This is a genomic window from Amycolatopsis sp. SB7-3 (assembly GCF_041021335.1).
In the GTDB taxonomy this organism is placed as follows: domain Bacteria; phylum Actinomycetota; class Actinomycetes; order Mycobacteriales; family Pseudonocardiaceae; genus Amycolatopsis; species Amycolatopsis japonica.
In genome coordinates, this window is record NZ_JBFPJQ010000011.1 from 1 (window position 1) to 20074 (window position 20074).

The following is a 20074-nucleotide window of genomic DNA, read 5'->3' on the forward strand; positions in this document are numbered from 1 at the left end:
GCCTGCGCAGGGTCGCCGCGCCGAGGACCAGCGCCGCCAGGGCACACGCCCCGACGATGATCAGGTTCCGGATCAGCGTCGCGTCCACGGTGCCCGACGTGGTGACCCGGGTGAGGGCTTCGACGGCGTACGAAAGCGGCATCACGTTCGAGAGCCAGTTCAGGAGCCAGCCCATCTCCCCGCGCGGCACGAACAGCCCGCACAGCAGGATCTGCGGCAGCACGAACAACGGCATGAACTGCACCGCCTGGAATTCGGTCCGCGCGAACGCGCTCACGAAGAGGCCGAGCGCCATCCCGAGAAGCGCGTCGAGGACGGCGATGAGCAGCAGCATCGCGATCGAGCCCGCGATGTCGAGGCCCAGCCAGGCGAGCGACACCCCGGCGGCGACGCCGACCTGCACGATCGCGATGGAGCCGAACGCGAGCGCGTAACCGAAGAGCAGGTCCATCCTGCCGATCGGCAGGGTCATCAGCCGTTCCAGCGTGGCCGTGGTGCGCTCGCGCAGGGTCGTGATCGAGGTGATCAGGAACATGATCAGGAACGGGAAGACACCGAGCAACGCCGGCGCGACGCGGCTGAACACCGCTTCGGAGTTGAAGACGAAGCGCAGCAGCACCATCAGCAGCGACGGCACGACGATCAGCATCGCGACGGTGCGCGGATCGTGCCGGAGCTGCAGGAGGATCCGGCGGGCCGTGGCCAGGGTCAAGGCGGGGTTCACGACGGGCTCACCTCGGTCTCGCGGACCAGCCGCAGGAACGCCTGCTCCAGATCGGTCGTGCCGGTGCGCTCGCGCAACCCGGCCGGGGTGTCGTCGGCGAGGATCCGGCCTTCGCGCATGAGCAGCAGACGGTCGCAGCGCGCGGCCTCGTCCATGACGTGGCTGGACACCAGCAGTGTCGCCCCGCCCTCGGCGAGACGGCGGAAAAGCGCCCAGAGTTCGTCGCGGAGCACGGGATCCAGGCCGACGGTCGGCTCGTCGAGGACGAGCAGTTCGGGCTTCCCGAGCAGCGCGACCGCGAGATTGGCGCGATTGTGCTGCCCGCCCGACAGCGAGCCGACTAGCTTGCCGGCGTGATCGGCGAGCCCGACCTCGCCGATCACCCTGTCCACATCGGACACCGGCGCGCGGAGCACGGAAGCGAAGTAGCGCAAGGCTTCCGTGATGGTCAGGTCGGCGTAGATGGCCGGGTTCTGGGTGGCGTAGCCGATCAACCGCCGCAGCGGCGGGCTGCCCGCGGGATGGCCGAGCACGGTGACCTCGCCCGCGGCGACGATCTGCACACCGACGATCGAGCGCATCAGCGTCGTCTTGCCGCAGCCACTGGGGCCGAGCAGGCCGGTGATCCGGCCGCGCGGCGTCGTGAAATCGACGTCCCTGACGACCTCACGGCCACCGCGGACGACCCGCAGGCCGGTCACGGAGATCGCTGAATTAGTCATGCGTTTAATTCTGCGTCCGTTGAGAAGCGAGAGTCAAGGGGGACATGGGGGCGCGTCTCGTGAGTGGTGAAGACGGTTCTAACCGCCCTTACCACTCACGAGACACGCCTCCAGCAGTACGTGAAGGCCGCCTTCATTGCGCTAGACGCAGTGAAGGGGGCCTTCACGTACTTGGGGAAGGTGTGAAGGTCGAGTTTCCTCGGCTGAGCCGAGGGAAGGGGGCCTTCACGCGCATCTGCTGTGACTGCTGGGACTTGTGGTGTTGTCGAGCCGCAGGTGGCGATCCGCAAGTCCGTGAAGGCCTCCTTGCCTACCTTCAGGGTAGGGAAGGAGGCCTTCACGGACCGGCGGCCAACGGCCACCCACATTCAGTAGGTACCTACGACAGCTTTGGTTCTAACCGTCCTCACCACTCACGAGGTGAGGCTCAAGGGACCAGGACGAGTTTGCCCCGGACGTGGCCCGCTTCGCTCTCGTCCTGGGCCGCGGCCGCTTCGGCGAGCGGGTAGACCCGGGCGATCGGCAGGTCGAGCTTGCCTTCGGCGGCGAGCGCGGCGCCTTCGGCCAGCGAGCCGGGCACCTGCTCGGCAGGAGTTCCCGACGTGAAGCGGACGCCGTGGTCGGCCGCGTCCGGCGCGGCGATGGTGATGACCCGCTTCGGACCACCGGTCAGCTCCACCAGGGTGGCCAGCGAGCCACGCCCGGAAGCGTCGAAGGACGCGTCGACGCCCTGTGGTGCGACGTCGCGTACGCGCTCGGAGAGCCCTTCGCCGTACTGCACCGGCACAGCGCCCAGCGAGCGCAGGTACTCGTGGTTCCCTTCGCTCGCCGTGCCCACGACGGTCAGCCCGCGCGCGACGGCGAGCTGCACGGCGATGGTGCCGACACCTCCCGCGGCGCCGTCGATGAGCAGCGTCTCGCCCTCCTGGAGATCCAGCAGGTTGAGCGCGCGATAGGCGGTGTTGACGACGGCGGGCAGCGCCGCAGCCAGCTCCCACGAAAGCGGCTCGGGCTTGCGGACCAGGCTCGCGGGCTTCGCGAGGACGTACTCCGCGTATCCGCCCGCTCCGGAGCCGAGTACCTCGTCACCGGCCGCGAACTCGGACACGCCCTCGCCGACCGCGTCGACGACGCCGGCGATGTCGCCACCGGGGATGGCGGGGAACTCCGTCGGGAACACCTCGGCCATCAGCCCGGAGCGGATCTTCCAGTCGATCGGGTTCACACTCGCGGCCCGGACGGCGACCCGAACCTGGCCGGGGCCCGGCTCGAGCAGCTCCCGCTCGAGGACGCGCAGGACCCCGGAGTCGCCGTACTCGGTGAACACGATGGAGCGGTAGGTGTCCGTCATGCCGTCGACAACCCCCGCCCGTCCGTCGCTATTCCGGCGGCTTCCCGAACCAGCTGTAATCGCCGGGGATCAGCTGCACGCCGTTCGCGATGTCGAGCAGCGTCGCCTGGTCCCGTTTGCCGGAGACGGTGAGCCACCGCCCGCCCTCCACCTGGACGGCGACCGTTTCGTCCTCGTGCCCGAGCCGCCCGGTCCGCTGCGGCAGGAAGAAGCCGTCGGCGCCCCTGACCTCGAGCGGCACGGGCGTGGCGTCGCCCGAGTCAGGCCGTTCGGCGCGGAGCGACGCCGTGACGACCGCCGCCGCGGTGGGTTGCCCGGTACGGGTGGCTTCGAGTTCGGTCGCACCCCCGCCGACGGTCATGAACAGGTTCACCCCGGACAGCTCCAGGTCGGTGGGCAGCTTGCCGAACCGCAGTTCGCCCGAAACCCGGGCGCGGTCGTCCCTGACCATCTCGTCCGCGATCCGCTGGCCGACGTCGCGCGGATCCTTCACCCCGATCAGCGTCAAACTCAGCAGGTACGTGTCGTCGGGCGACCAGGTCAGCATCGTCCCGTCGCCGTAGACCTCCGCGACCATCCCGACGCGGCCGTGCACGATGATCTGGTTCGGCGCGGGCGCGATCGTCCACGGCCCGCGCCGGTCGTCCAGCGGCGTGGTGGTCAGCCGCAGCTGCCCGACCTCGCCGTTGCTCCACGTCCTGGTCTGCGGTCCCGGATAGGGCTTCGCGCTCCGGGTCAGCTCCTTGAAGCCGTCGGGCAGCCAGCCGGGTTTGTACGGCAGCACCGCCCAGTCGGCGTTGCGCGGTGAGGCGGGGGTGACCGTGGTGTAGGCCCGCAGGCCCAGCGGGACGCCGAGGGCGATGATCGCGACCGCCGCCGCGACCAGTGCCAAGGCCATCGTCGGACGGCGTGACGGCCGTTGGGCCAGCGCGTCGCGGATCTCGGCACCGTCGGGCGCCCGCGTCGCCAGGTGTTCGAGGCTCTCCCGGATCAGGTCCTCGGTGTGCTCGTCACTCAGTCGGGTCATTTGCGGGCTCCCGTGGGCTGAACGGACGAGGACGGCCCGGTCTCCCGCAGCGTCGAGAGCGCGCGCGAAATCTGGCTGCGCACGGTCGACGTCGCGCAGCGGAGCACCGCGCCGATCTCCTCGTCGGAGTAGTTCTCGTAGTAGCGGAGCACGATCGCGGCGCGTTGTTTGCGCGGGAGCTTAGCGAGCCGGTCCAGCATCGCGTCGCGTTCGTCGTACTCGATGGCGTGATCGGAGACCGGTGGGCTCACCAGGTCGAGCACTTCCGGCGACGACGGCGTCACCCGGCGGACCGCCAGCCGCCTTCGCCACGAGAGGTACTCGTTGGTCACCATCCGGCGGACGTAGGTCGGTGGCGAGTCGATCTTCGGCCAGCGTTGCTGAGCACGCAGCAGCACCTCCTGGACGATGTCCTGCGCCAGGTACGGATCGTCGGTCAAGACGGTCGCGTAGCGCAGGAGCCCGTCCAGGCGATCCGCGACGAACTCGTCGAAGCTCGCAGGCACGTGTCCCCCTCAGCCGGTGGTCTCCCTCTGAGGACGCGCGAGACCACCCGGCTGATGCATCGGGAACGGAACTTTCTCGGTGAACGTGATCACCGCACGGCGGTCTCCAGCCGGACGAAGGCGAATCCGGTGGTCGCGAGTTCCTCACCGGAGGGGTCGGTGGCGGCCGGGCGGCGTTCGCCGTCGTGCACGACCAGCAGGCCGTGCGGGAACAGCGGCCCCAGCGGCCTGGTGGTGATCGCGGCGCCGTCGGAGTGCTCGACCGAGTCGGTCCCGCGTCCGGCGACGACCCGGAAATCGCGCCGCGGCGTGCCGTCACGGTCGTAGACCACGAACCGCGAGTCGCCCTGGCTCGACGCGAGCAGCTTGCCGTCGGCCAGCGCCAGCCCCTCGGCGTCCGCCGTCAGCCACTTGCCGCCGAAGCCGGGGTCGGGGCCGTCGGCGACGCATTCCTCGGTCGCCTCGTCGAACCGCTGCGGAACCCCGAACGACCGCACCTTGTCGATCAGCTCCGGACGGCCGAAACCGGCGCCGTGCACCGGGATCCGCCAGATCCCGACGTCCTCCTGCGCGGTGTAGAGCACGCGGTTCGCGGTGTCGAGGACCGAACCTTCCAGCTGCGGCCGCTCGTCCGGTTCGCCGCAGGGCGACCACGTCTTCCCGTTCGGCAGCCGGAACTCCGACGGCAGGTCGATCGTGCCGATCGGCGCCGTGCCGACGGTGCCGTCCGCTTTGTCGACAAGTCGCAAGAGCGCCACGCGGGTCTCGTGCCGCCGGGTCACCGCGACCCAGCGCGCGCCGGTGCGCGGATCACGTCCGGCGGTGAGCCCGTACGCGGTCCGCTGTTCGTCCACTTCGGACTCCGACGCGGAGAAGACCGGTGGGGCGGAAGGATCCGTGACGTCACGCAGCACCCGCGAGCCGGCCGCGGCTCCGGCCGGGTCGATCCGGTAGACGCGCACGCGGTCCCGGCCGCGGTCGCTCACCACGGCGAGATCGCCGACGACGTCGACGTTGTTGAACCGGCCGCCCTCGGGAACGGCGAGATGCTGCAGCTGCCGCGCCTTCAGATCGAACGCGGCCAGCCCGCCTTCCTTGAGCGTGCCGAGTACGACGCTGGCCGAAGGATTCTTCGGGTGGACCCAGATCGCCGGGTCGTCGGCGTCGGCATTCGCGGGGTCCGCGCCCTTGTCGTCGACGTAGGCCCTGGTCTGCGCCACGGGTGAAGGGTTGTTCTGGCCCGCTTCGGCGGGCACGGCGGCGAGCAGCGAGGCCGCCAGCAGGGGGAGGGGGAGGAGAGCAGCGATGCGCATCCTCGGGAAGCTAGCCGCGCGGAGTGTCCGGCCGGTGAACGTCGGGGGTCAGGTAGTACTGCGCGACCGGCGCCAGCATCGCGACGATCTCGTCCTCCGAGGCGGCGGCCAGCGGCGGGAGCCCGATGACGTAGCGCAGCAGCGCGAACCCGATCATCTGCGCGGCGATCCCGGCCACCCGGACCTTCGGCACGCCGCGCGCTTCGGCGACCCGCGCCAGCACCGCCCGTTCCAGGAACTGCCGCATCATGGTCGCGACCTGCTCGTTGGTGGTCGCGGACCGGATCATCGCCAGGAACGGCGCGCGGCCCTCGGGAGCTTGCCAGAGGCCGAGGAACGCGCGGACGAGGCGTTCGCCGATCTCGTCCTCGGGGCCATCGAGGATCCGGGGGACCAGCTCGCCCGGGTCGACCGGCAGGTTCATCGACAGGGCGAAGAGCCGTTGCTTGGTGCCGAAGAAATGGTGCAGCAGCGCGGCGTTGACCCCGGCGTCGGCCGCGATGCCGCGGACGGTCGCCCCGTCGTAGCCCTGTTCGGCGAACCTGCGCCGTGCCGCGTCGAGGATCACCTCCCGCGTCTCGGTCTGCCCCGGCCGCCGCCCCGCCTGTGCCATTCCGCGAGCTTAGAACGCCCTTGACTACGCTTGTCCCCATGTCAGTCGCAGTCAGGGTCATCCCGTGTCTCGACGTCGACGCGGGCCGTGTGGTGAAGGGCGTCAACTTCGCCGACCTGCGCGACGCCGGCGACCCCGTCGAACTCGCCCGCCTGTACGACGCCGAGGGCGCGGACGAGCTCACGTTCCTCGACGTCACGGCCTCCTCCGGGGACCGCGAGACCACCTTCGACGTGGTCCGCCGGACCGCGGAGCAGGTGTTCATCCCGCTCACCGTCGGTGGCGGCGTGCGCACGAACGACGACGTCAACCGGCTGCTGCGCACCGGTGCGGACAAGGTGAGCATCAACACCGCCGCCATCGCCCGGCCGGAGTTCCTGCGCGAGGCGTCCCGCCGGTTCGGCGCGCAGTGCGTCGTGCTGTCGGTGGACGCGCGCCGGGTCCCCGAGGGCACCGAACCGACTCCGTCCGGCTTCGAGGTGACCACCCACGGCGGCCGCCGCGGCACCGGGATCGACGCCGTCGAATGGGCCGCGCGCGGCGAGGAACTCGGCGTCGGCGAGATCCTGCTCAACTCGATGGACGCCGACGGCACGAAGAACGGCTTCGACCTCGAACTCCTCACCCAGGTGCGCGCGGCCGTCCGGGTCCCGGTGATCGCCAGCGGCGGCGCCGGCGCGCTGGAGCATTTCCTGCCCGCCGTCGAAGCGGGCGCGGACGCGGTGCTCGCGGCCAGCGTGTTCCACTTCGGACAGTTGAAGATCGGCGAGGTCAAGGGCGCGCTGCGCGCCGGGGGAGTCGTGGTCCGGTGATCGCGGGCAAGTGGAAGGCCGCCACCGAGGTCAAGGTCGTCTGCGCGCTGCTGCTCGGGCTCGCCGTCGCGTACCTCGCGATGGCCGGGATCCTCATGTTCGCGCCGTATTCGTCCGCGCGGACGTTCCTGCTGCCGGGGACGTCGCTGGTCCTCGGCGGTCTCGTCGTGGCGGGGCTGGTGCTGAAGATGTCGTCCGCGCGGTTCGCCGGGTTCGCGGTCAGCTTCCTTTTCGGGTTGCTGCATGCGTTGTCGATGCTGGCGGCGGAACTCTTCTGGGTGAAGATCGTCTCCGGGATCCTCTTCGCCGGGTACATCTACACGGCGGTCCTGCTCAACTCGATGCCGGTGAAACGGCACCTTCTCGGAGCCACGAATGACGCTTGACCCCGCCCTCTCGGATCGCTTGAAGCGCAACGCCGACGGGCTGATCGCCGCCGTCGTCGTCGAACACTCCACATCGGACGTGCTGATGATGGCGTGGATGAACGACGAGGCACTCGAACGTACGCTCACGACCCGGCGCGGGACCTACTACTCGCGCAGCCGCAAGGAACTGTGGGTCAAGGGCGAGACGTCGGGGCACGTCCAGCACGTGCGCGAAGTGCGGATCGACTGCGACGGCGATACCGTCCTGCTGCGCGTCGACCAGACCGGCCCGGCCTGTCACACCGGCACGCACACCTGTTTCGACACCGACGAACGGCTGCTGCTGGCCGACGAGAGCGAGTAACCCGTGAATGTCGTCGCCAACGTGCTGGTCGGCATCGTCGCGCTGATCCATCTGTACATCGTCGTGCTCGAGATGTTCCTGTGGACCACCCCGCGCGCTCGCGCCTCCTTCGGCACCACCGAGGAGTTCGCGAAGGAGAGCTCGGCGCTCGCGGCGAATCAGGGGCTGTACAACGGTTTCCTCGCCGCCGCGCTGATCTGGGGCCTGGTCGCGACCGGCAGTACGGCGTGGCAGTTCAAGATCTACGGTCTCGCGTGCGTGATCGTGGCGGGGCTTTACGGGACGGCGACGGCGAGCAAGAAGATCTTCTTCGTCCAGGTGGTGCCGGGCACGCTGGCGCTGATCGCGGTGCTGGTCGCGGGCTGACGCCGTCGGGACCTTGGTCCCATCCCCGAATCCCCCTTGCGGGCGTACGCTTTTTCCATGTCACTGGGGACTGGGGAAGGCCCGGCGGAGAAGCATCTCCGCCGGAGATTGGGTTACCGCGTCGCCGCGGTGGTGAGCTTGATACCGGTGAGTGGTGGGGCCATCGGTCTCGCCGTCCAGGCTTTCGGAAAAGATCCGATTTGGGGCTTCGAGGGCTTTTTCGACGAAATCGCCTTGATCTGCGTGGGGCTCTTGGTGGCCCTGTTCGCGCGAGATCGGGCGCGGGTCCATGCCGGGCTTGCCGAAGCCGCGCCCGACGACCGGAGGGTCGACGACGCCGCGCTCGTCGCCATCGATCCCGAGCGTGAGACCGCGAAACTGCGTCTGTTGGGTCTTCGCTCCGCCTGGATCGCCCCGATCTGGCCCGCCGTCCTCGCCGCCGGGATCCTCCTGCTCGTCCTGGGCGGGTCGGGCGAAGACGGGTTCGGCAAGCTGGGCGTGCTGCCCACGGCGTTCGGTCTCGTCGGGTTCGTGGGCTCGCTGATGTCGGCGACGGGCTGGCGGGCCAGGCACCGGGCCGTCCAGGCCACCGGATGGCGTCCGGCGCGGGCGACGATACGGCCGGATTACGAGGGGCTGGGCAACCGGCTCCCGCCCGCCACGTACCTCACTTTCGACGACGGCACCGAAACCGTGGTCCGCTCGGTGGGCTGGTCGATCCGCTCGTGCCGCCGTTTCCGGAAGAATCCCGGCCTCCGGGTCCGGGTCGGTGGCGAAGGCGCGAACATGGTCGTCCTGTTCCCGCGGGGGAGGATTTCCCGCCGCCCGTACGCGTTCCCGGCCCGACCTGAACTTGTACGCTCGCTGAGCACTCAGGGTTGCCCCGAAGCGAGACGCGACTCGTTATCCGGAAAACCCGCGCTTCTCGATTAACCTCGGTGCATGAAACTGGGGCGAGGGAAAAAGAAGATCGACCGTCCGAGACGACGTCCACGGGTCGCCGGGCGACCTCGCTCGAGTGCGGACGACGACTTCGCCGAAAGCTACGAGCCGCCGACGGTCCACGAAGAAGTGGCCGGCCCCTTGATCGAGAAATTGTCGCTTCTCGAACAACGGGCGACGGCTTGGGCGGCGTTCTGGATCGCCTACTTCGTCGCGTGTCAGATAATTTCGGACGATCGCCGATTCGAGGTGCTGATCCCGCTTTCCTTGGTGGCCTTCTATGGTATTCCGGCATGTCTGTACGCCGCCTGGCTCTGGAAGAGCCGCCGTCGGTCCGCCGAGAAGACGGGTTTGCGCGAGGCCGTGGCGACGGTGCGGCCCGGCTGGCTGTTCCCCCGGATCGACGTCTATCTCGAAGGCGACTACAAGCTGCTCCAGACGCGACGCTCGCTGCGGGTCGCTCCCCGTTTCAAAGGGCTCGAGAAAGTTCCCGTCTTCGTCGGCGGCGAGGAAACGGACATGATCGTGATCTTCCCGCGCGGGCGCTTCTCGAAGGACACGCTCTACACGGTTCCGGTCAAGGAAATCGAACCGGACACTGCTTGAGCCACCCGACGGGTCAGTCGATGTCGCCGGTCAGATAACGCTGCACGGTCGGCGCGATCGCGGTCACCAGCGGCTCGATCTCGCTCGAAGCCATTGGCTCGAATTTCGCGACGTAGCGCACCAGCCCCATCCCGACGAGCTGGGAAGCGCAGAGCGTGGTCCGCAGTTCGACGCGGTCCGAGCCCAGTCCGCCGATGACCTTCGTGAAGAAGTTCTGGAAGAAACCGCGCAGCACGGCCGCGGCCTGTTCGTGTCCGGCGACGCTGCGGACGAGCGCCTGGAACACCTCGCCGCCCGCGCCGTCCCATCGGGTGAGGAAGGTGCGAACGATCCGCTGACCGAATTCGTCGTCGGGCCCGTTCTGGAGTTCCGCGAGCAGTTCGTGCGGGTCGAAGGGGAGCTTCAGGATGGCTTGGGCGAACAGTCCTTCCTTGCTGCCGAACCAGTGGTTCACCATCGCCGCGTCGACCCCGGCCCGCGTCGCGATCGCGCGCACGGTCGCGCCGTCGAAACCGCTCTCGCCGAACACCGCGCGCGCCGCTTCGATCAGCGCGGTCCGGGTGTCCTGTCCGCCGGGCCGCCGTCCCCGTCGCCGCACGGTAGTGTCTTCACCAGCCATGGCGTCATCATGAACGGACCCGGCCGGAAATTCAACAATCTTTGAATTCATCCCCCCGTCCCGGCCCGTGCGGCCGTTGCAGCACAATGAGCGACATGGTCAGCGCCGCAAACGCCAGCCCGTCGGGGCTCGGCTCGGTCAGCCCTTCGCGCGATGAGTTCCGCGCGCTCGCCGAGGGCCGTCGCGTCATCCCCGTTGTCCGTCGCGTGCTCGCCGACGGTGAGACCCCCATCGGGGTCTACCGCAAGCTCGCCGCCGACCGGCCGGGGACGTTCCTGTTCGAATCGGCGGAGAACGGCGCTTCCTGGAGCCGATGGTCGTTCATCGGCGTCGACAGCCCCGCCGCATTGACCGTGCGTGACGGCGAGGCCGTGTGGACCGGCACCCCGCCGGTCGGCCTGCCGACCGAGGGCGACCCGCTCACCGTCCTGCGCGAGACCGTCGCCGCGCTCCACACCGAGCAGCTGCCCGGGATGCCGCCGCTCACCGGCGGCATGGTCGGCTACATCGGCTACGACGCCGTCCGCTGGCTCGAACGCCTCCCCGAGCTCGCCGAGCGTGACCTCGACATCCCCGAGCTCACCATGCTGCTGGCGACCGACCTGGCCGCCTTCGACCACCACGAGGGCACCGTCACGCTGATCGCCAACGCGGTCAACTGGGACGACTCGGCCGAGCGCGTCGACGCCGCGTACGACGACGCCGTCGCCCGCCTGAACGCGATGACCAAGCAGCTGCACGTCGCCGCCCCGGCCACGGCCGCCGTCTTCGACCGTCCCGCGCCCGAATTCACGCGCCGCCGCTCCAAGCCGGACTTCCACGCGGCGGTCGAGAAGGCCGTCGAGGCGATCAAGGCGGGCGAAGCGTTCCAGATCGTGCCGTCGCAACGCTTCGAGATCGAGACCCGGGCCGACGCGCTCGACGTCTACCGCGTGCTGCGCACGTCCAACCCGAGCCCGTACATGTACCTGCTGCGCCTGGACGGTTTCGACATCGTCGGTTCCAGCCCGGAGTCGCTGGTCACCGTGCGGGACGGCCGCGCGACCACGCATCCGATCGCGGGCACCCGCTGGCGCGGCGCCGATCCGGAGGAAGACGCGCAGCTGGCCAAGGACCTGCTCGCGGACGAGAAGGAGCGCGCCGAGCACCTCATGCTCGTCGACCTCGGCCGCAACGACCTCGGCAAGGTCTGCAAGCCGGGCACCGTGCGCGTCGTCGACTTCTTCGACGTCGAGCGCTACAGCCACGTCATGCACATCGTCTCCACGGTCACCGGGGAACTCCTCGACGACAAGACGGCTTTCGACGCCGTCACCGCCTGTTTCCCGGCGGGGACGCTCTCGGGCGCGCCGAAGGTCCGCGCGATGCAGTTGATCGAGGAGCTGGAGCCGACCCGCAGGGCGCTCTACGGCGGTGTCGTCGGCTATCTGGACTTCGCCGGGGACGCCGACACCGCGATCGCGATCCGCACCGCGCTGATGAAGGACGGCACCGCGTACGTCCAGGCGGGCGGGGGAGTCGTCGCGGACTCGGTGGCCGACTACGAGGACAACGAGTCGCTCAACAAGGCCCGCACGGTGCTTTCCGCCGTCGCGGCGGCGCAGACGATGATCGCGGCGGACGAGCTCGACCCGGCGGGTGACCGCACTCGTGTCTGAGGTCCCGGCGAAGAAGGCCAAGCGTCCACTGTGGATCGCCGTGGTGGGCCTGCTGCTGGGCGCGGTCGCGTTGTGGGGTTCCTCGCAGCTCGTGTGGTTCGCGGAGTTCCGCGACGGCGGCGTGCGCGGCACCGTGCTGTACACGGAAACCGGTTCACAGCGCGCGGTTGCGCTGATTCCCCTCGCGTTGCTGGCGCTCGCCGGCACGGCGGGGCTGATCGCCACCGGCGGCTGGCCACGCCGGGTGCTCGGCGTGGTACTCGCCGTGTCCGGCCTCGCCGCGGTGTGGATCGGCGTGGCGGGCGGCTCGTTCAGCGGGTTCGCCGACGGACTGCCCGTCGCCCAGATGCTGGGAGCCCGCGGCCTCGCGATTCTCGGGGGAATTCTCGTGACGGCGGGCGGGTTGGCAGCCATCAAGGGCGCGGGCCGGATGCCGCGCCTCGGCGCGAAGTACTCGGCGCCGGGGGCGAAGAAGAAGGCCGCGAAGGATCCCGAGACCGAGCTGTGGGAGGCGCTGTCCGAAGGCGAAGATCCCACCGCCGGCCGGTGACGACGACGGAATTCGCGGGTTTCGGGGATCTTTCCCGGCAAAGATGACACGGTTGGCATTCGGAGCAACGGACATACCCGGAACCAGGCCGTATCCGTGCGGGGGTTAGCATCGTTTCGGCGGGAAGGGGAAGGTTTTTGTGAGCGACCTTGCGAAGGAATCCGTGAGTGCGACGGCCGGTGAGGTACTCCGGTGAGCGTGCTCGAAGACATCGTCGCCGGCGTCCGTGCCGATCTCGCCGAGCGCGAGGCGGTTCTGCCGTTCGACGAACTGAAGAAGCGCGCGACCCAGGTCGCGCCCCCACGTGACGTGCTCGCGGCCCTGCGTGAGTCCGGTATCGGTGTCATCGCCGAGGTGAAGCGGCGCAGCCCGTCCAAGGGCGAGCTGGCCGAGATCCCGGATCCGGCCGCGCTGGCGAAGGACTACGCCGACGGCGGCGCCCGGGTGATCAGCGTGCTGACCGAGCAGCGGCGGTTCGGCGGTTCGCTCGCCGACCTCGACGCGGTCCGCGCGGCGGTCGACATCCCGGTGCTGCGCAAGGACTTCATCGTCAGCCCGTACCAGGTGCACGAGGCGCGGCTGCACGGCGCGGACATGGTCCTGCTGATCGTGGCGGCGCTGGAGCAGAACGCCCTGATCGCGTTGCTGGACCGCGTCGAATCCCTCGGGATGACCGCGCTGGTCGAGATCCACAACGCCGAAGAGGCCGACAAGGCGCTCGAAGCCGGCGCGAAGGTGATCGGCGTCAACGCCCGCAACCTGCACACCCTCGAGGTGGATCGGGACGTCTTCTCGCGGCTGGCCCCCGGCCTGCCGATGGACGTCTTCAAGATCGCCGAGTCCGGTGTCCGCGGCCCGGGCGACCTGATGTCCTACGCGGGTCACGGCGCCGACGCCGTCCTCGTGGGCGAAGGGCTCGTCGCTTCGGGAGACCCGAAGGGCGCCCTGGTCAAGCTCGTGACCGCCGGTTCGCACCCCGCTTGCCCGAGGCCTTCTCGATGAGCGTGGAGTACACCGAAACACCGCACGGCGAGCACGACCCGGACGGCCGGGGCTACTACGGCCCCTACGGCGGCCGGTTCATGCCCGAGGCCCTGATCGGCGTCGTCGACGAGGTCGCGGCGGAATACGACAAGGCGAGGACCGACCCGGACTTCGTCAACGAGTTCCGGCGCCTGCTGCGCGAGTACGCCGGCCGTCCGTCGCTGCTCACCGAGGCCAAGCGCTTCGGCGAGCACGCCGGCGGCGCCCGGATCTTCCTCAAACGCGAGGATCTGAACCACACCGGTTCGCACAAGATCAACAACGTGCTCGGCCAGGCGTTGCTCACCAAGCGGATGGGCAAGAAGCGGGTCATCGCCGAGACCGGGGCCGGACAGCACGGCGTGGCCACCGCCACCGCCTGCGCGCTGCTGGACCTGGAATGCGTCGTCTACATGGGCGAGGTCGACACCGAGCGGCAGGCGCTGAACGTCGCCCGCATGAAGCTGCTCGGCGCCGAGGTCGTCCCGGTGAAGACCGGTTCGCGCACGCTCAAGGACGCGATCAACGAGGCGCTGCGCGACTGGGTCACCAACGCCGACACGACGCACTACCTGTTCGGCACGGCGGCGGGCCCGTACCCGTTCCCGATGATGGTGCGGAACTTCCACAAGATCATCGGCGAGGAGGCCCGCGCCCAGATCCTGGAGCAGGCCGGACGCCTGCCCGACGCCGTCGCGGCCTGCGTCGGCGGCGGATCGAACGCGATCGGGATCTTCCACGGCTTCATCGACGACACGTCGGTGCGCCTGGTCGGTCTCGAACCGGGCGGCGAGGGCGTCGAGGGCAACCGCCACGGCGCCACGCTGACCAAGGGCACCCCGGGCAACCTGCACGGCGCGATGACGTACCTGCTGCAGGACGAGGACGGCCAGACCGTCGAATCGCACTCGATCTCCGCGGGGCTGGACTACCCGGGTGTCGGCCCGGAGCACGCGTGGCTCAAGGACAGCGGCCGCGCCGAGTACCGGCCGGTGACCGACGCCGAGGCGATGGACGCGTTCAAGCTGCTTTCGCGTACCGAGGGCATCATCCCGGCGATCGAGTCGGCGCACGCGCTGGCCGGTGCGCTGGTGCTCGGCCGTGAACTCGGCCCCGAGGGGCTGATCATCGTGAACCTGTCCGGTCGCGGCGACAAGGACATGGACACGGCCGCGAAGTACTTCGGCCTGGTGGAGAACGCATGAGCGCGCTGGACGACCTCTTCGCGAAGACGAAGGCCGAGGGGCGCGGCGCGCTGATCGGTTACCTTCCGGCGGGCTTCCCGACAGTCGACGGGTCCAAGGATCTGCTGGCGGCGGTGGTCGACGGCGGCGCCGACCTGGTCGAGGTGGGCGTGCCCTACTCGGACCCGGTGATGGACGGCCCGACCATCCAGGCCGCGTCGGTGAGCGCGCTTTCCGGCGGCTTCAAGCTCAAGCACCTGTTCGAGGTCGTCGAGTCGGTGTCGTCGCGTGGCGGCAAGGCCGTCGTGATGACGTACTGGAACCCGGTGCACCGCTATGGCGTCGACCGTTTCGCGCGGGACCTCGCCGCCGCGGGCGGGCTCGGGATGATCACCCCGGACCTGATCCCGGACGAGGCCGACGAGTGGATGGCCGCCTCCGAACAGCATGGTCTGGACCGGATCTTCCTGGTCGCGCCGTCCTCCTCGGAGGAGCGGATCGCGAAGACCGTCGCGGCCGCTTCCGGCTTCGTGTACGCCACCGCGGTGATGGGTGTGACGGGTGCTCGCGACCAGGTCGGTGTGCACGCCGAGGACCTGGTCGAGCGGACCCGCGCGCATACGGAACTGCCGATCGGCGTCGGGATCGGCGTCCGGTCCGGCGAGCAGGCGGCGCAGGTCGCCGGTTTCGCGGACGGCGTCATCGTCGGCTCGGCGCTGGTGACGGCCGCGGCGAGCGGCACCGACGCGGTGCGCGAGCTTTCGGCCGAACTGGCCGCGGGTGTGCGGAAGGCCGTCGCCCCCGCTTGATCTGACGTGAGCCGAAGGGGCCCTTCATCGCATCTCAGGCGGTGAAGGGCCCCTTCGCTACATCAGATGCCGCAGTCGGTGATCGACGACGGCGACGAGTAGAAGCTGGTGTACCAGGTGAATCCGGCGACGTTGTTCGCGTGGTCGAGGTACAGGTCCCATCGGCGGTTGCTGCCGTCGGACACGTCGGTGAGGAACCCGAGCGTGCAGATCGCCGCGACGTCGTGGCCCGGGTACATGACCTCGTGAGCCCAGTTCGCCTGTGGGTAGAGGTGCACCCAGGTCTCGCCCTTGGCCCCGCCGGTTCCCTGGCCGACGTTCCCGCACCATTGGCCGGACGGCGCGGTGAGGTACGACGCGTAGGTGTACCCGACCTTGACCGCGTGGTCGTCGTAGACCAGGTTCCAGAGCCCGTCGGCGGCGGACACGTAGCAGAGGGCTCTGAGGCTGACGTCGCTGACCACGACATACGCGGAATCCATGGCGGGCCGGAAATGCACCCATGCCTCACGGATCCCGGGCTGGAACTTCGTCGGATTCCCGGCCGCCGCACTCGCCGCGGTGGCGGTCGAGACCAGGGCCGTCAGGGCGAGCAGGACTGTGACGAGGACGGCTTTCAGTTTCTTCATCGGCTGAGTTCCCCAGTTCGCACAAAGCCCACCCGACCTGGGCGGGCGAGCGTCACTTTAGAGAGCGGCCAGGTCACCGGACAGAGCTGTTCCGGTGACCCGCCTCAGTGGCGCCACCGCTGCGCTTCGGTGATCTCCTCCGGGCTCGCGTCCGCGAACCGCTCGATCTCCGCCCGCCGCACGTCCATGATCGTCGTCGCCAGCGGAGCGCCGAACGCGGCCGCCAGGTCCTTGTCCGCCTCGAACGCGGCGACGGCCTCCTCCAGCCGCTGAGGCAGGCGCTCGATCCCGCGGGCGGCGCGCTCTTCTTCCGTCAGGACGCCAGGATCGACGTCCACCGGATCCGGAAGTGACGCTCCCTCGTCGACACCGGCCATCCCGGCGAACAGCAGCGCGGCCGCCAGCAGATACGGATTCGCGGTCAGGTCGAAACATTTGACCTCGAGGTTCGCCGCCGACGCGCGATTCCCGGCGACGCCGCGCACTAGCCGCAGCGGCGTCTCCCGGTTCTCCAACCCCCACGCGGTGTACACCCCCGCCCAATGGTGCGGCTCCAGGCGCAGATAGCTGACCACCGACGGCGCCCCGATCGCGAGCAGCGCGGGCAGCCGTTTCAGGATGCCGGCGCTGAACGACTCGGCGACCGGCGTCAGCCCGAAAACCCTTTCCCCGCCCGAAAAAAGATTCCGCGCGCCGTCCCAAATGCTCAGATGCACGTGCCCGCCGTTGCCCACGCCGGCGGGCGCGAACTTCGGGGTGAAGGACGTCTTGAGCCCGTGCCGGTGGCTGAGCGCGCGGATCGTCTCCTTCGTCAGCACGGCGACGTCGGCCGCCCGCACGGGATCGGCGGCGGCGACGGACAGCTCGAACTGACCGTCGGCGTACTCGGGATGGATCTGCTCGACCCCGACGCCTTGTTGGTCCAAAGTGGACACCAGGGCGCGAAGGTAGTCCGCGCGCTCGGAAAGCCTCGCGTAGCCGTAGGCCGGTCCCGCCGTGGCCGAGTTCGCGTCGTCCGGGGCGTCGGCGCTGGTGATCACCCATTCGATCTCGAAACTCATCCGCGCACGGTGACCGCGTGCGGCGAGCCGGTCCACCGCCGTCGCCAGCAGGGCCCGCCCGTCCTGCGGATGCGGTTCGCCCTCCTGGTCGAGTTTCGTCACCGGTGCCCAAGCCCAGCCGGGCTGCCCGGCGAGCACGGTCAGCGCGTCGAGGTCCGGATGCAGCCGCAGGTCGCCGACCGGTCCGAGGGAATGCTCACCGCCGGTGATGACGTCGTCGAAACCGAAGAAATCGAAGGAATTCGAAGCGCCGACACCCCACGCGGCCGCCGACGGCAGCTTCCGCAGCGGCACCGCCTTGACCCGCGCTATCCCGGCGTTGTCCACGAAGGTCAGCGCCACGAGCTCGACACCCCGTGCCCGGAGTTCCCCGGTGAGGGCGGTCGCGCGGGCGGTCAGTGCTTCCCGGTTCACCATGGTTCCTCATCCTGGCCTGTTCTCCAGCCCCTTGCCACGCTCCGATCCGGCCATAGGGTGAGGCCGCACTCGTCGATCACGAGAAGGGACGCGCTCATGCCGGGAACCCCGATCCTGCCGTTCGTGGCCCGGACGCGGCTGGTGGACCACCACTGCCACGGCGTCGTCACCGGTGACCTCGGCCGGATCGAGTTCGAGCAGATGCTCACCGAGGCCGACACCGTCTCGTCGCTGGGCACCACCCTGTTCGACTCGCTGATCGGGCTCGCGGTGCGGGCCCGCTGCGCGCCCGTGCTCGACCTGCCGCCGCACGTGCCGGCCGAGGTCTATCTGGCCCGCCGCGCCGAACTGGGCGCCACGGAGGTCAACGCGCGGTTCCTGCGCGCCACCGGCACGACCGAATTCCTGCTCGACGGCGGTTTCCTGCCGGACACGCTGACCACGACCGAGCAGTTCGCGGCGCTGTCCGGCGCCCGTGCGCGGGACATCGTCCGCCTCGAACAGGTCGCCGAAACGGTGATCGGAGCGACCACCGCGGCCGGATTCATCGAGGCCTTCACCGGCGAACTGACGAAACGCGCCACGACGGCCGTCGGGTTCAAATCCATCGCCGCCTACCGGGTCGGCCTCGACCTGGCGGGGGAGCGGCCGACGGACGCCGAGGTCACCGAAGCGGCGGGCCGCTGGCTCGCGCGGATCGAGGCGGGCGAACCGGTCCGGCTGGCGGACGAGGTGCTGCACCGCTTCCTGATCTGGACCGGGATCGACCTGGCGTTGCCGATCCAGTTCCACGTCGGGTTCGGCGATTCCGACGTCGATCTGCATCGCTGCGATCCGCTGCTGCTCACCGGGCTGCTGCGGGCCACCCGCTCGCACGGGGTGCCGATCATGCTGCTGCACAACTATCCCTTCCACCGGAACGCCGCGTATCTGGCGCAGGTGTTCGAGCACGTGTTCGTCGACGTGGGACTCGCGACGCACAACGCCGGTCATCGTGCGCCCGCGATCATCGCGGAGACAATGGAGATCGTGCCGTTCGGGAAGCTGCTGTTCTCCACGGACGCGTTCGGGCTGGCCGAGCTGTACCACCTCGGTACCGCGCTGTTCCGGCAAGGACTGTCCGACTTCCTGTACGCGGGACTCGGTTCGGACGTACTGTCCGAAGTGGACGCGCATCGGATCGCGGCGCTGGTGGGGCACCGCAACGCCGAACGGGTGTACGGGCTGGAGGGGACATGACGGAGCTGGACGAACTGCAGGACCGGTGGGAGGCCGCGGTCGAAGCGGAGCTGCCTTCCGCGATCGGGCTGCGGCACCGCGTGCACGCCGATCCGCGCGCGTCGGGGGACGAGGAGGACACCGCGCGGGTCGTCGTCGAGGCGCTGGGCGTCGACGACGGGGTCCGGGTCGCCAAGACCGGACGCGCCGTCCTGCTCCCCGGCACCCGGCCGGGACCGGCCGTGGCGCTGCGCACCGAACTGGACGCGCTGCCGGTCACCGAGCGCACCGGCGTGCCGTGGGCTTCGGAGACGCCGCTGATGCACGCGTGCGGGCACGACGTCCACATGGCCGCGCTCGTCGCCACCGTCCGCGCGGCCGCCGTGGTCGGGGTGCCCCGGCCGCTCCTCGCGCTCCTGCAGCCGCGTGAGGAGACGTCACCGTCCGGCGCGCTGGACATCGTCGAGTCGGGCGTGCTCACCGAGTACGGCGTCGAGTCGGTCATCGGCGCGCACGTCCAGCCCCGGCTCGCGGCGGGCGTGGTGTCGGCGGTGCCGGGGCCGGTCAACGCCTCCACCGACGAGTTCGAAGTCGTCGTCCGCGGCCAGGGCGGGCACGCCGGGTATCCGCATCTGCTGCGGGACCCGATCCTCGCGCTCAGCCAGATCGTGGTGAGCCTGCAGCAGCTCGCGAGCCGCCGGGTCGACCCGGTGTTCGGCGCGGTCTGCTCGGTCGGCCGGATCGAAGCCGGGACCACGGCGAACGTCGTGCCGAACGAAGCCCGCCTGTCCGGGTCGCTGCGGCTGATGCGCGCCGAGGACCGCGACCTCGCGCTGGAGGGGCTCGCCGAGGTCGTCCACGGCACCGCCAAGGCGCACGGCTGCCGGGCGGAACTGGAGATCAGCCCGTGCGAACCGGTGCTGCACAACGACGCCGGGCTCACCCAGCGCGCGCACCGGCGGCTCGTCCGGACCGGGGCGGCCGTGGACACCGACTTCCGGTCGTTCGGCGCCGACGACTTCGCGCACTACTGCGGGATGACGCGCGGGCTGATGATGTTCGTCGGTCTCGGCGACACCGCGGGCGCGCCGAGCCTGCACGACGAACTGCTCCTGCCGCCCGACGCCGCCATCGGGCAGGTCGCGTCCGCGCTGATCGCGGGCTATTTGGCCGCCGTCGAGGGCTGACGCCC

Annotated in this window: 23 protein-coding genes; 13 read left to right on the plus strand and 10 right to left on the minus strand. The window is 69.8% G+C overall.

Translation table 11 applies throughout. The features are described 5' to 3' along the window. The 7 genes from AB8M46_RS39310 to AB8M46_RS39340 form a co-directional block, all read right to left on the minus strand. Positions 1-724 (minus strand): ABC transporter permease (locus AB8M46_RS39310; protein WP_394363446.1); only part of this gene is annotated, 724 nt, incomplete at its 3' end. After that, on the minus strand, positions 721-1446 hold the full coding sequence (locus tag AB8M46_RS39315; RefSeq protein ID WP_394363447.1) for an ABC transporter ATP-binding protein: 726 nt from the start codon (positions 1444-1446) through the stop codon (positions 721-723). The genes AB8M46_RS39315 and AB8M46_RS39310, both read right to left, overlap by 4 nt. Before the next feature lie 427 nt (positions 1447-1873). Then, positions 1874-2797, minus strand: coding sequence for an NADP-dependent oxidoreductase (locus AB8M46_RS39320; protein ID WP_394363448.1), 924 nt, complete (start codon positions 2795-2797; stop codon positions 1874-1876). 28 nt (positions 2798-2825) lie between these two features. Beyond that, complete coding sequence (locus AB8M46_RS39325) at positions 2826-3824, minus strand: hypothetical protein (protein ID WP_394363449.1); 999 nt, start codon at positions 3822-3824, stop codon at positions 2826-2828. Further along, entirely contained in the window at positions 3821-4330 is a 510-nt protein-coding gene (locus tag AB8M46_RS39330; protein WP_073848496.1) for an RNA polymerase sigma factor, read from the minus strand. Before AB8M46_RS39330 ends, AB8M46_RS39325 begins: the two co-directional genes overlap by 4 nt. An 89-nt stretch (positions 4331-4419) precedes the next feature. After that, on the minus strand, positions 4420-5643 hold the full coding sequence (locus AB8M46_RS39335; RefSeq protein WP_394363450.1) for a phytase: 1224 nt from the start codon (positions 5641-5643) through the stop codon (positions 4420-4422). 10 nt (positions 5644-5653) lie between these two features. Beyond that, on the minus strand, positions 5654-6256 hold the full coding sequence (locus AB8M46_RS39340) for a TetR family transcriptional regulator (RefSeq protein WP_037344868.1): 603 nt from the start codon (positions 6254-6256) through the stop codon (positions 5654-5656). A 38-nt stretch (positions 6257-6294) separates the two neighbouring features. Between AB8M46_RS39340 and hisF the strand changes: the two genes are divergently transcribed. Genes hisF through AB8M46_RS39370 form a run of 6 tightly spaced genes read left to right on the plus strand, consistent with a single transcriptional unit; the run spans position 6295 to position 9714 of the window. Continuing rightward, a complete protein-coding gene (gene hisF, locus AB8M46_RS39345; RefSeq protein ID WP_026466775.1) occupies positions 6295-7068 on the plus strand; it encodes an imidazole glycerol phosphate synthase subunit HisF in 774 nt (257 codons plus the stop codon). Further along, positions 7065-7454 (plus strand): hypothetical protein, encoded by a 390-nt coding sequence (locus AB8M46_RS39350; RefSeq protein ID WP_037344870.1) that lies wholly within the window; start codon positions 7065-7067, stop codon positions 7452-7454. The genes hisF and AB8M46_RS39350 overlap by 4 nt, the downstream gene beginning before the upstream one ends. Then, positions 7444-7800, plus strand: a complete 357-nt coding sequence (hisI, locus tag AB8M46_RS39355; protein WP_016335961.1) for a phosphoribosyl-AMP cyclohydrolase — start codon at positions 7444-7446, stop codon at positions 7798-7800. Before AB8M46_RS39350 ends, hisI begins: the two co-directional genes overlap by 11 nt. Positions 7801-7803: 3 nt before the next feature. Further along, positions 7804-8166 carry a DUF1304 domain-containing protein gene (locus AB8M46_RS39360; protein WP_037344871.1) on the plus strand — a complete coding sequence of 121 codons (363 nt, stop codon included), beginning with the start codon at positions 7804-7806 and terminating at the stop codon, positions 8164-8166. 57 nt (positions 8167-8223) lie between these two features. Next, positions 8224-9099, plus strand: coding sequence for a hypothetical protein (locus AB8M46_RS39365; protein WP_394363451.1), 876 nt, complete (start codon positions 8224-8226; stop codon positions 9097-9099). A gap of 9 nt (positions 9100-9108) precedes the next feature. Beyond that, complete coding sequence (locus AB8M46_RS39370; RefSeq protein ID WP_394363452.1) at positions 9109-9714, plus strand: hypothetical protein; 606 nt, start codon at positions 9109-9111, stop codon at positions 9712-9714. Positions 9715-9727: 13 nt separating this feature from the next. Here AB8M46_RS39370 and AB8M46_RS39375 read toward each other — a convergent pair whose 3' ends face one another. Further along, a complete protein-coding gene (locus AB8M46_RS39375) occupies positions 9728-10333 on the minus strand; it encodes a TetR family transcriptional regulator (RefSeq protein ID WP_037344873.1) in 606 nt (201 codons plus the stop codon). Between the two features lie 95 nt (positions 10334-10428). Here AB8M46_RS39375 and AB8M46_RS39380 point away from each other — a divergent pair, with 95 nt between their 5' ends. The 5 genes from AB8M46_RS39380 (at position 10429) to trpA (ending at position 15557) form a co-directional block, all read left to right on the plus strand. Further along, positions 10429-11991 carry an anthranilate synthase component I gene (locus tag AB8M46_RS39380; RefSeq protein ID WP_378424164.1) on the plus strand — a complete coding sequence of 521 codons (1563 nt, stop codon included), beginning with the start codon at positions 10429-10431 and terminating at the stop codon, positions 11989-11991. After that, the gene (locus AB8M46_RS39385) at positions 11984-12541 is read left to right on the plus strand and encodes a Trp biosynthesis-associated membrane protein (RefSeq protein ID WP_125735287.1); all 558 of its coding nucleotides are present in this window, start codon (positions 11984-11986) and stop codon (positions 12539-12541) included. Before AB8M46_RS39380 ends, AB8M46_RS39385 begins: the two co-directional genes overlap by 8 nt. 192 nt (positions 12542-12733) lie before the next feature. Continuing rightward, positions 12734-13543, plus strand: coding sequence for an indole-3-glycerol phosphate synthase TrpC (gene trpC / locus AB8M46_RS39390; protein WP_126733705.1), 810 nt, complete (start codon positions 12734-12736; stop codon positions 13541-13543). Beyond that, positions 13540-14769, plus strand: coding sequence for a tryptophan synthase subunit beta (trpB, locus tag AB8M46_RS39395; RefSeq protein ID WP_073848502.1), 1230 nt, complete (start codon positions 13540-13542; stop codon positions 14767-14769). The genes trpC and trpB overlap by 4 nt, the downstream gene beginning before the upstream one ends. After that, complete coding sequence (gene trpA / locus AB8M46_RS39400; RefSeq protein ID WP_037344876.1) at positions 14766-15557, plus strand: tryptophan synthase subunit alpha; 792 nt, start codon at positions 14766-14768, stop codon at positions 15555-15557. Before trpB ends, trpA begins: the two co-directional genes overlap by 4 nt. Positions 15558-15619: 62 nt before the next feature. Here the strand turns inward: trpA and AB8M46_RS39405 are convergent, their stop codons facing one another. Then, positions 15620-16186 carry a hypothetical protein gene (locus tag AB8M46_RS39405; protein WP_037344877.1) on the minus strand — a complete coding sequence of 189 codons (567 nt, stop codon included), beginning with the start codon at positions 16184-16186 and terminating at the stop codon, positions 15620-15622. A 104-nt stretch (positions 16187-16290) separates the two neighbouring features. Next, entirely contained in the window at positions 16291-17664 is a 1374-nt protein-coding gene (locus AB8M46_RS39410) for a glutamine synthetase family protein (protein WP_394363453.1), read from the minus strand. A gap of 96 nt (positions 17665-17760) precedes the next feature. On the opposite strand from AB8M46_RS39410, the gene AB8M46_RS39415 reads away from it, so the two are divergent. Both AB8M46_RS39415 and AB8M46_RS39420 read left to right on the plus strand, forming a co-directional pair. Next, positions 17761-18903, plus strand: coding sequence for an amidohydrolase family protein (locus AB8M46_RS39415; RefSeq protein WP_125735283.1), 1143 nt, complete (start codon positions 17761-17763; stop codon positions 18901-18903). Beyond that, positions 18900-20069: a M20 family metallopeptidase gene (locus AB8M46_RS39420; protein WP_394363454.1), complete on the plus strand. Its 1170-nt coding sequence runs from the start codon at positions 18900-18902 to the stop codon at positions 20067-20069. The genes AB8M46_RS39415 and AB8M46_RS39420 overlap by 4 nt, the downstream gene beginning before the upstream one ends. Positions 20070-20074: the final 5 nt, after the last annotated feature.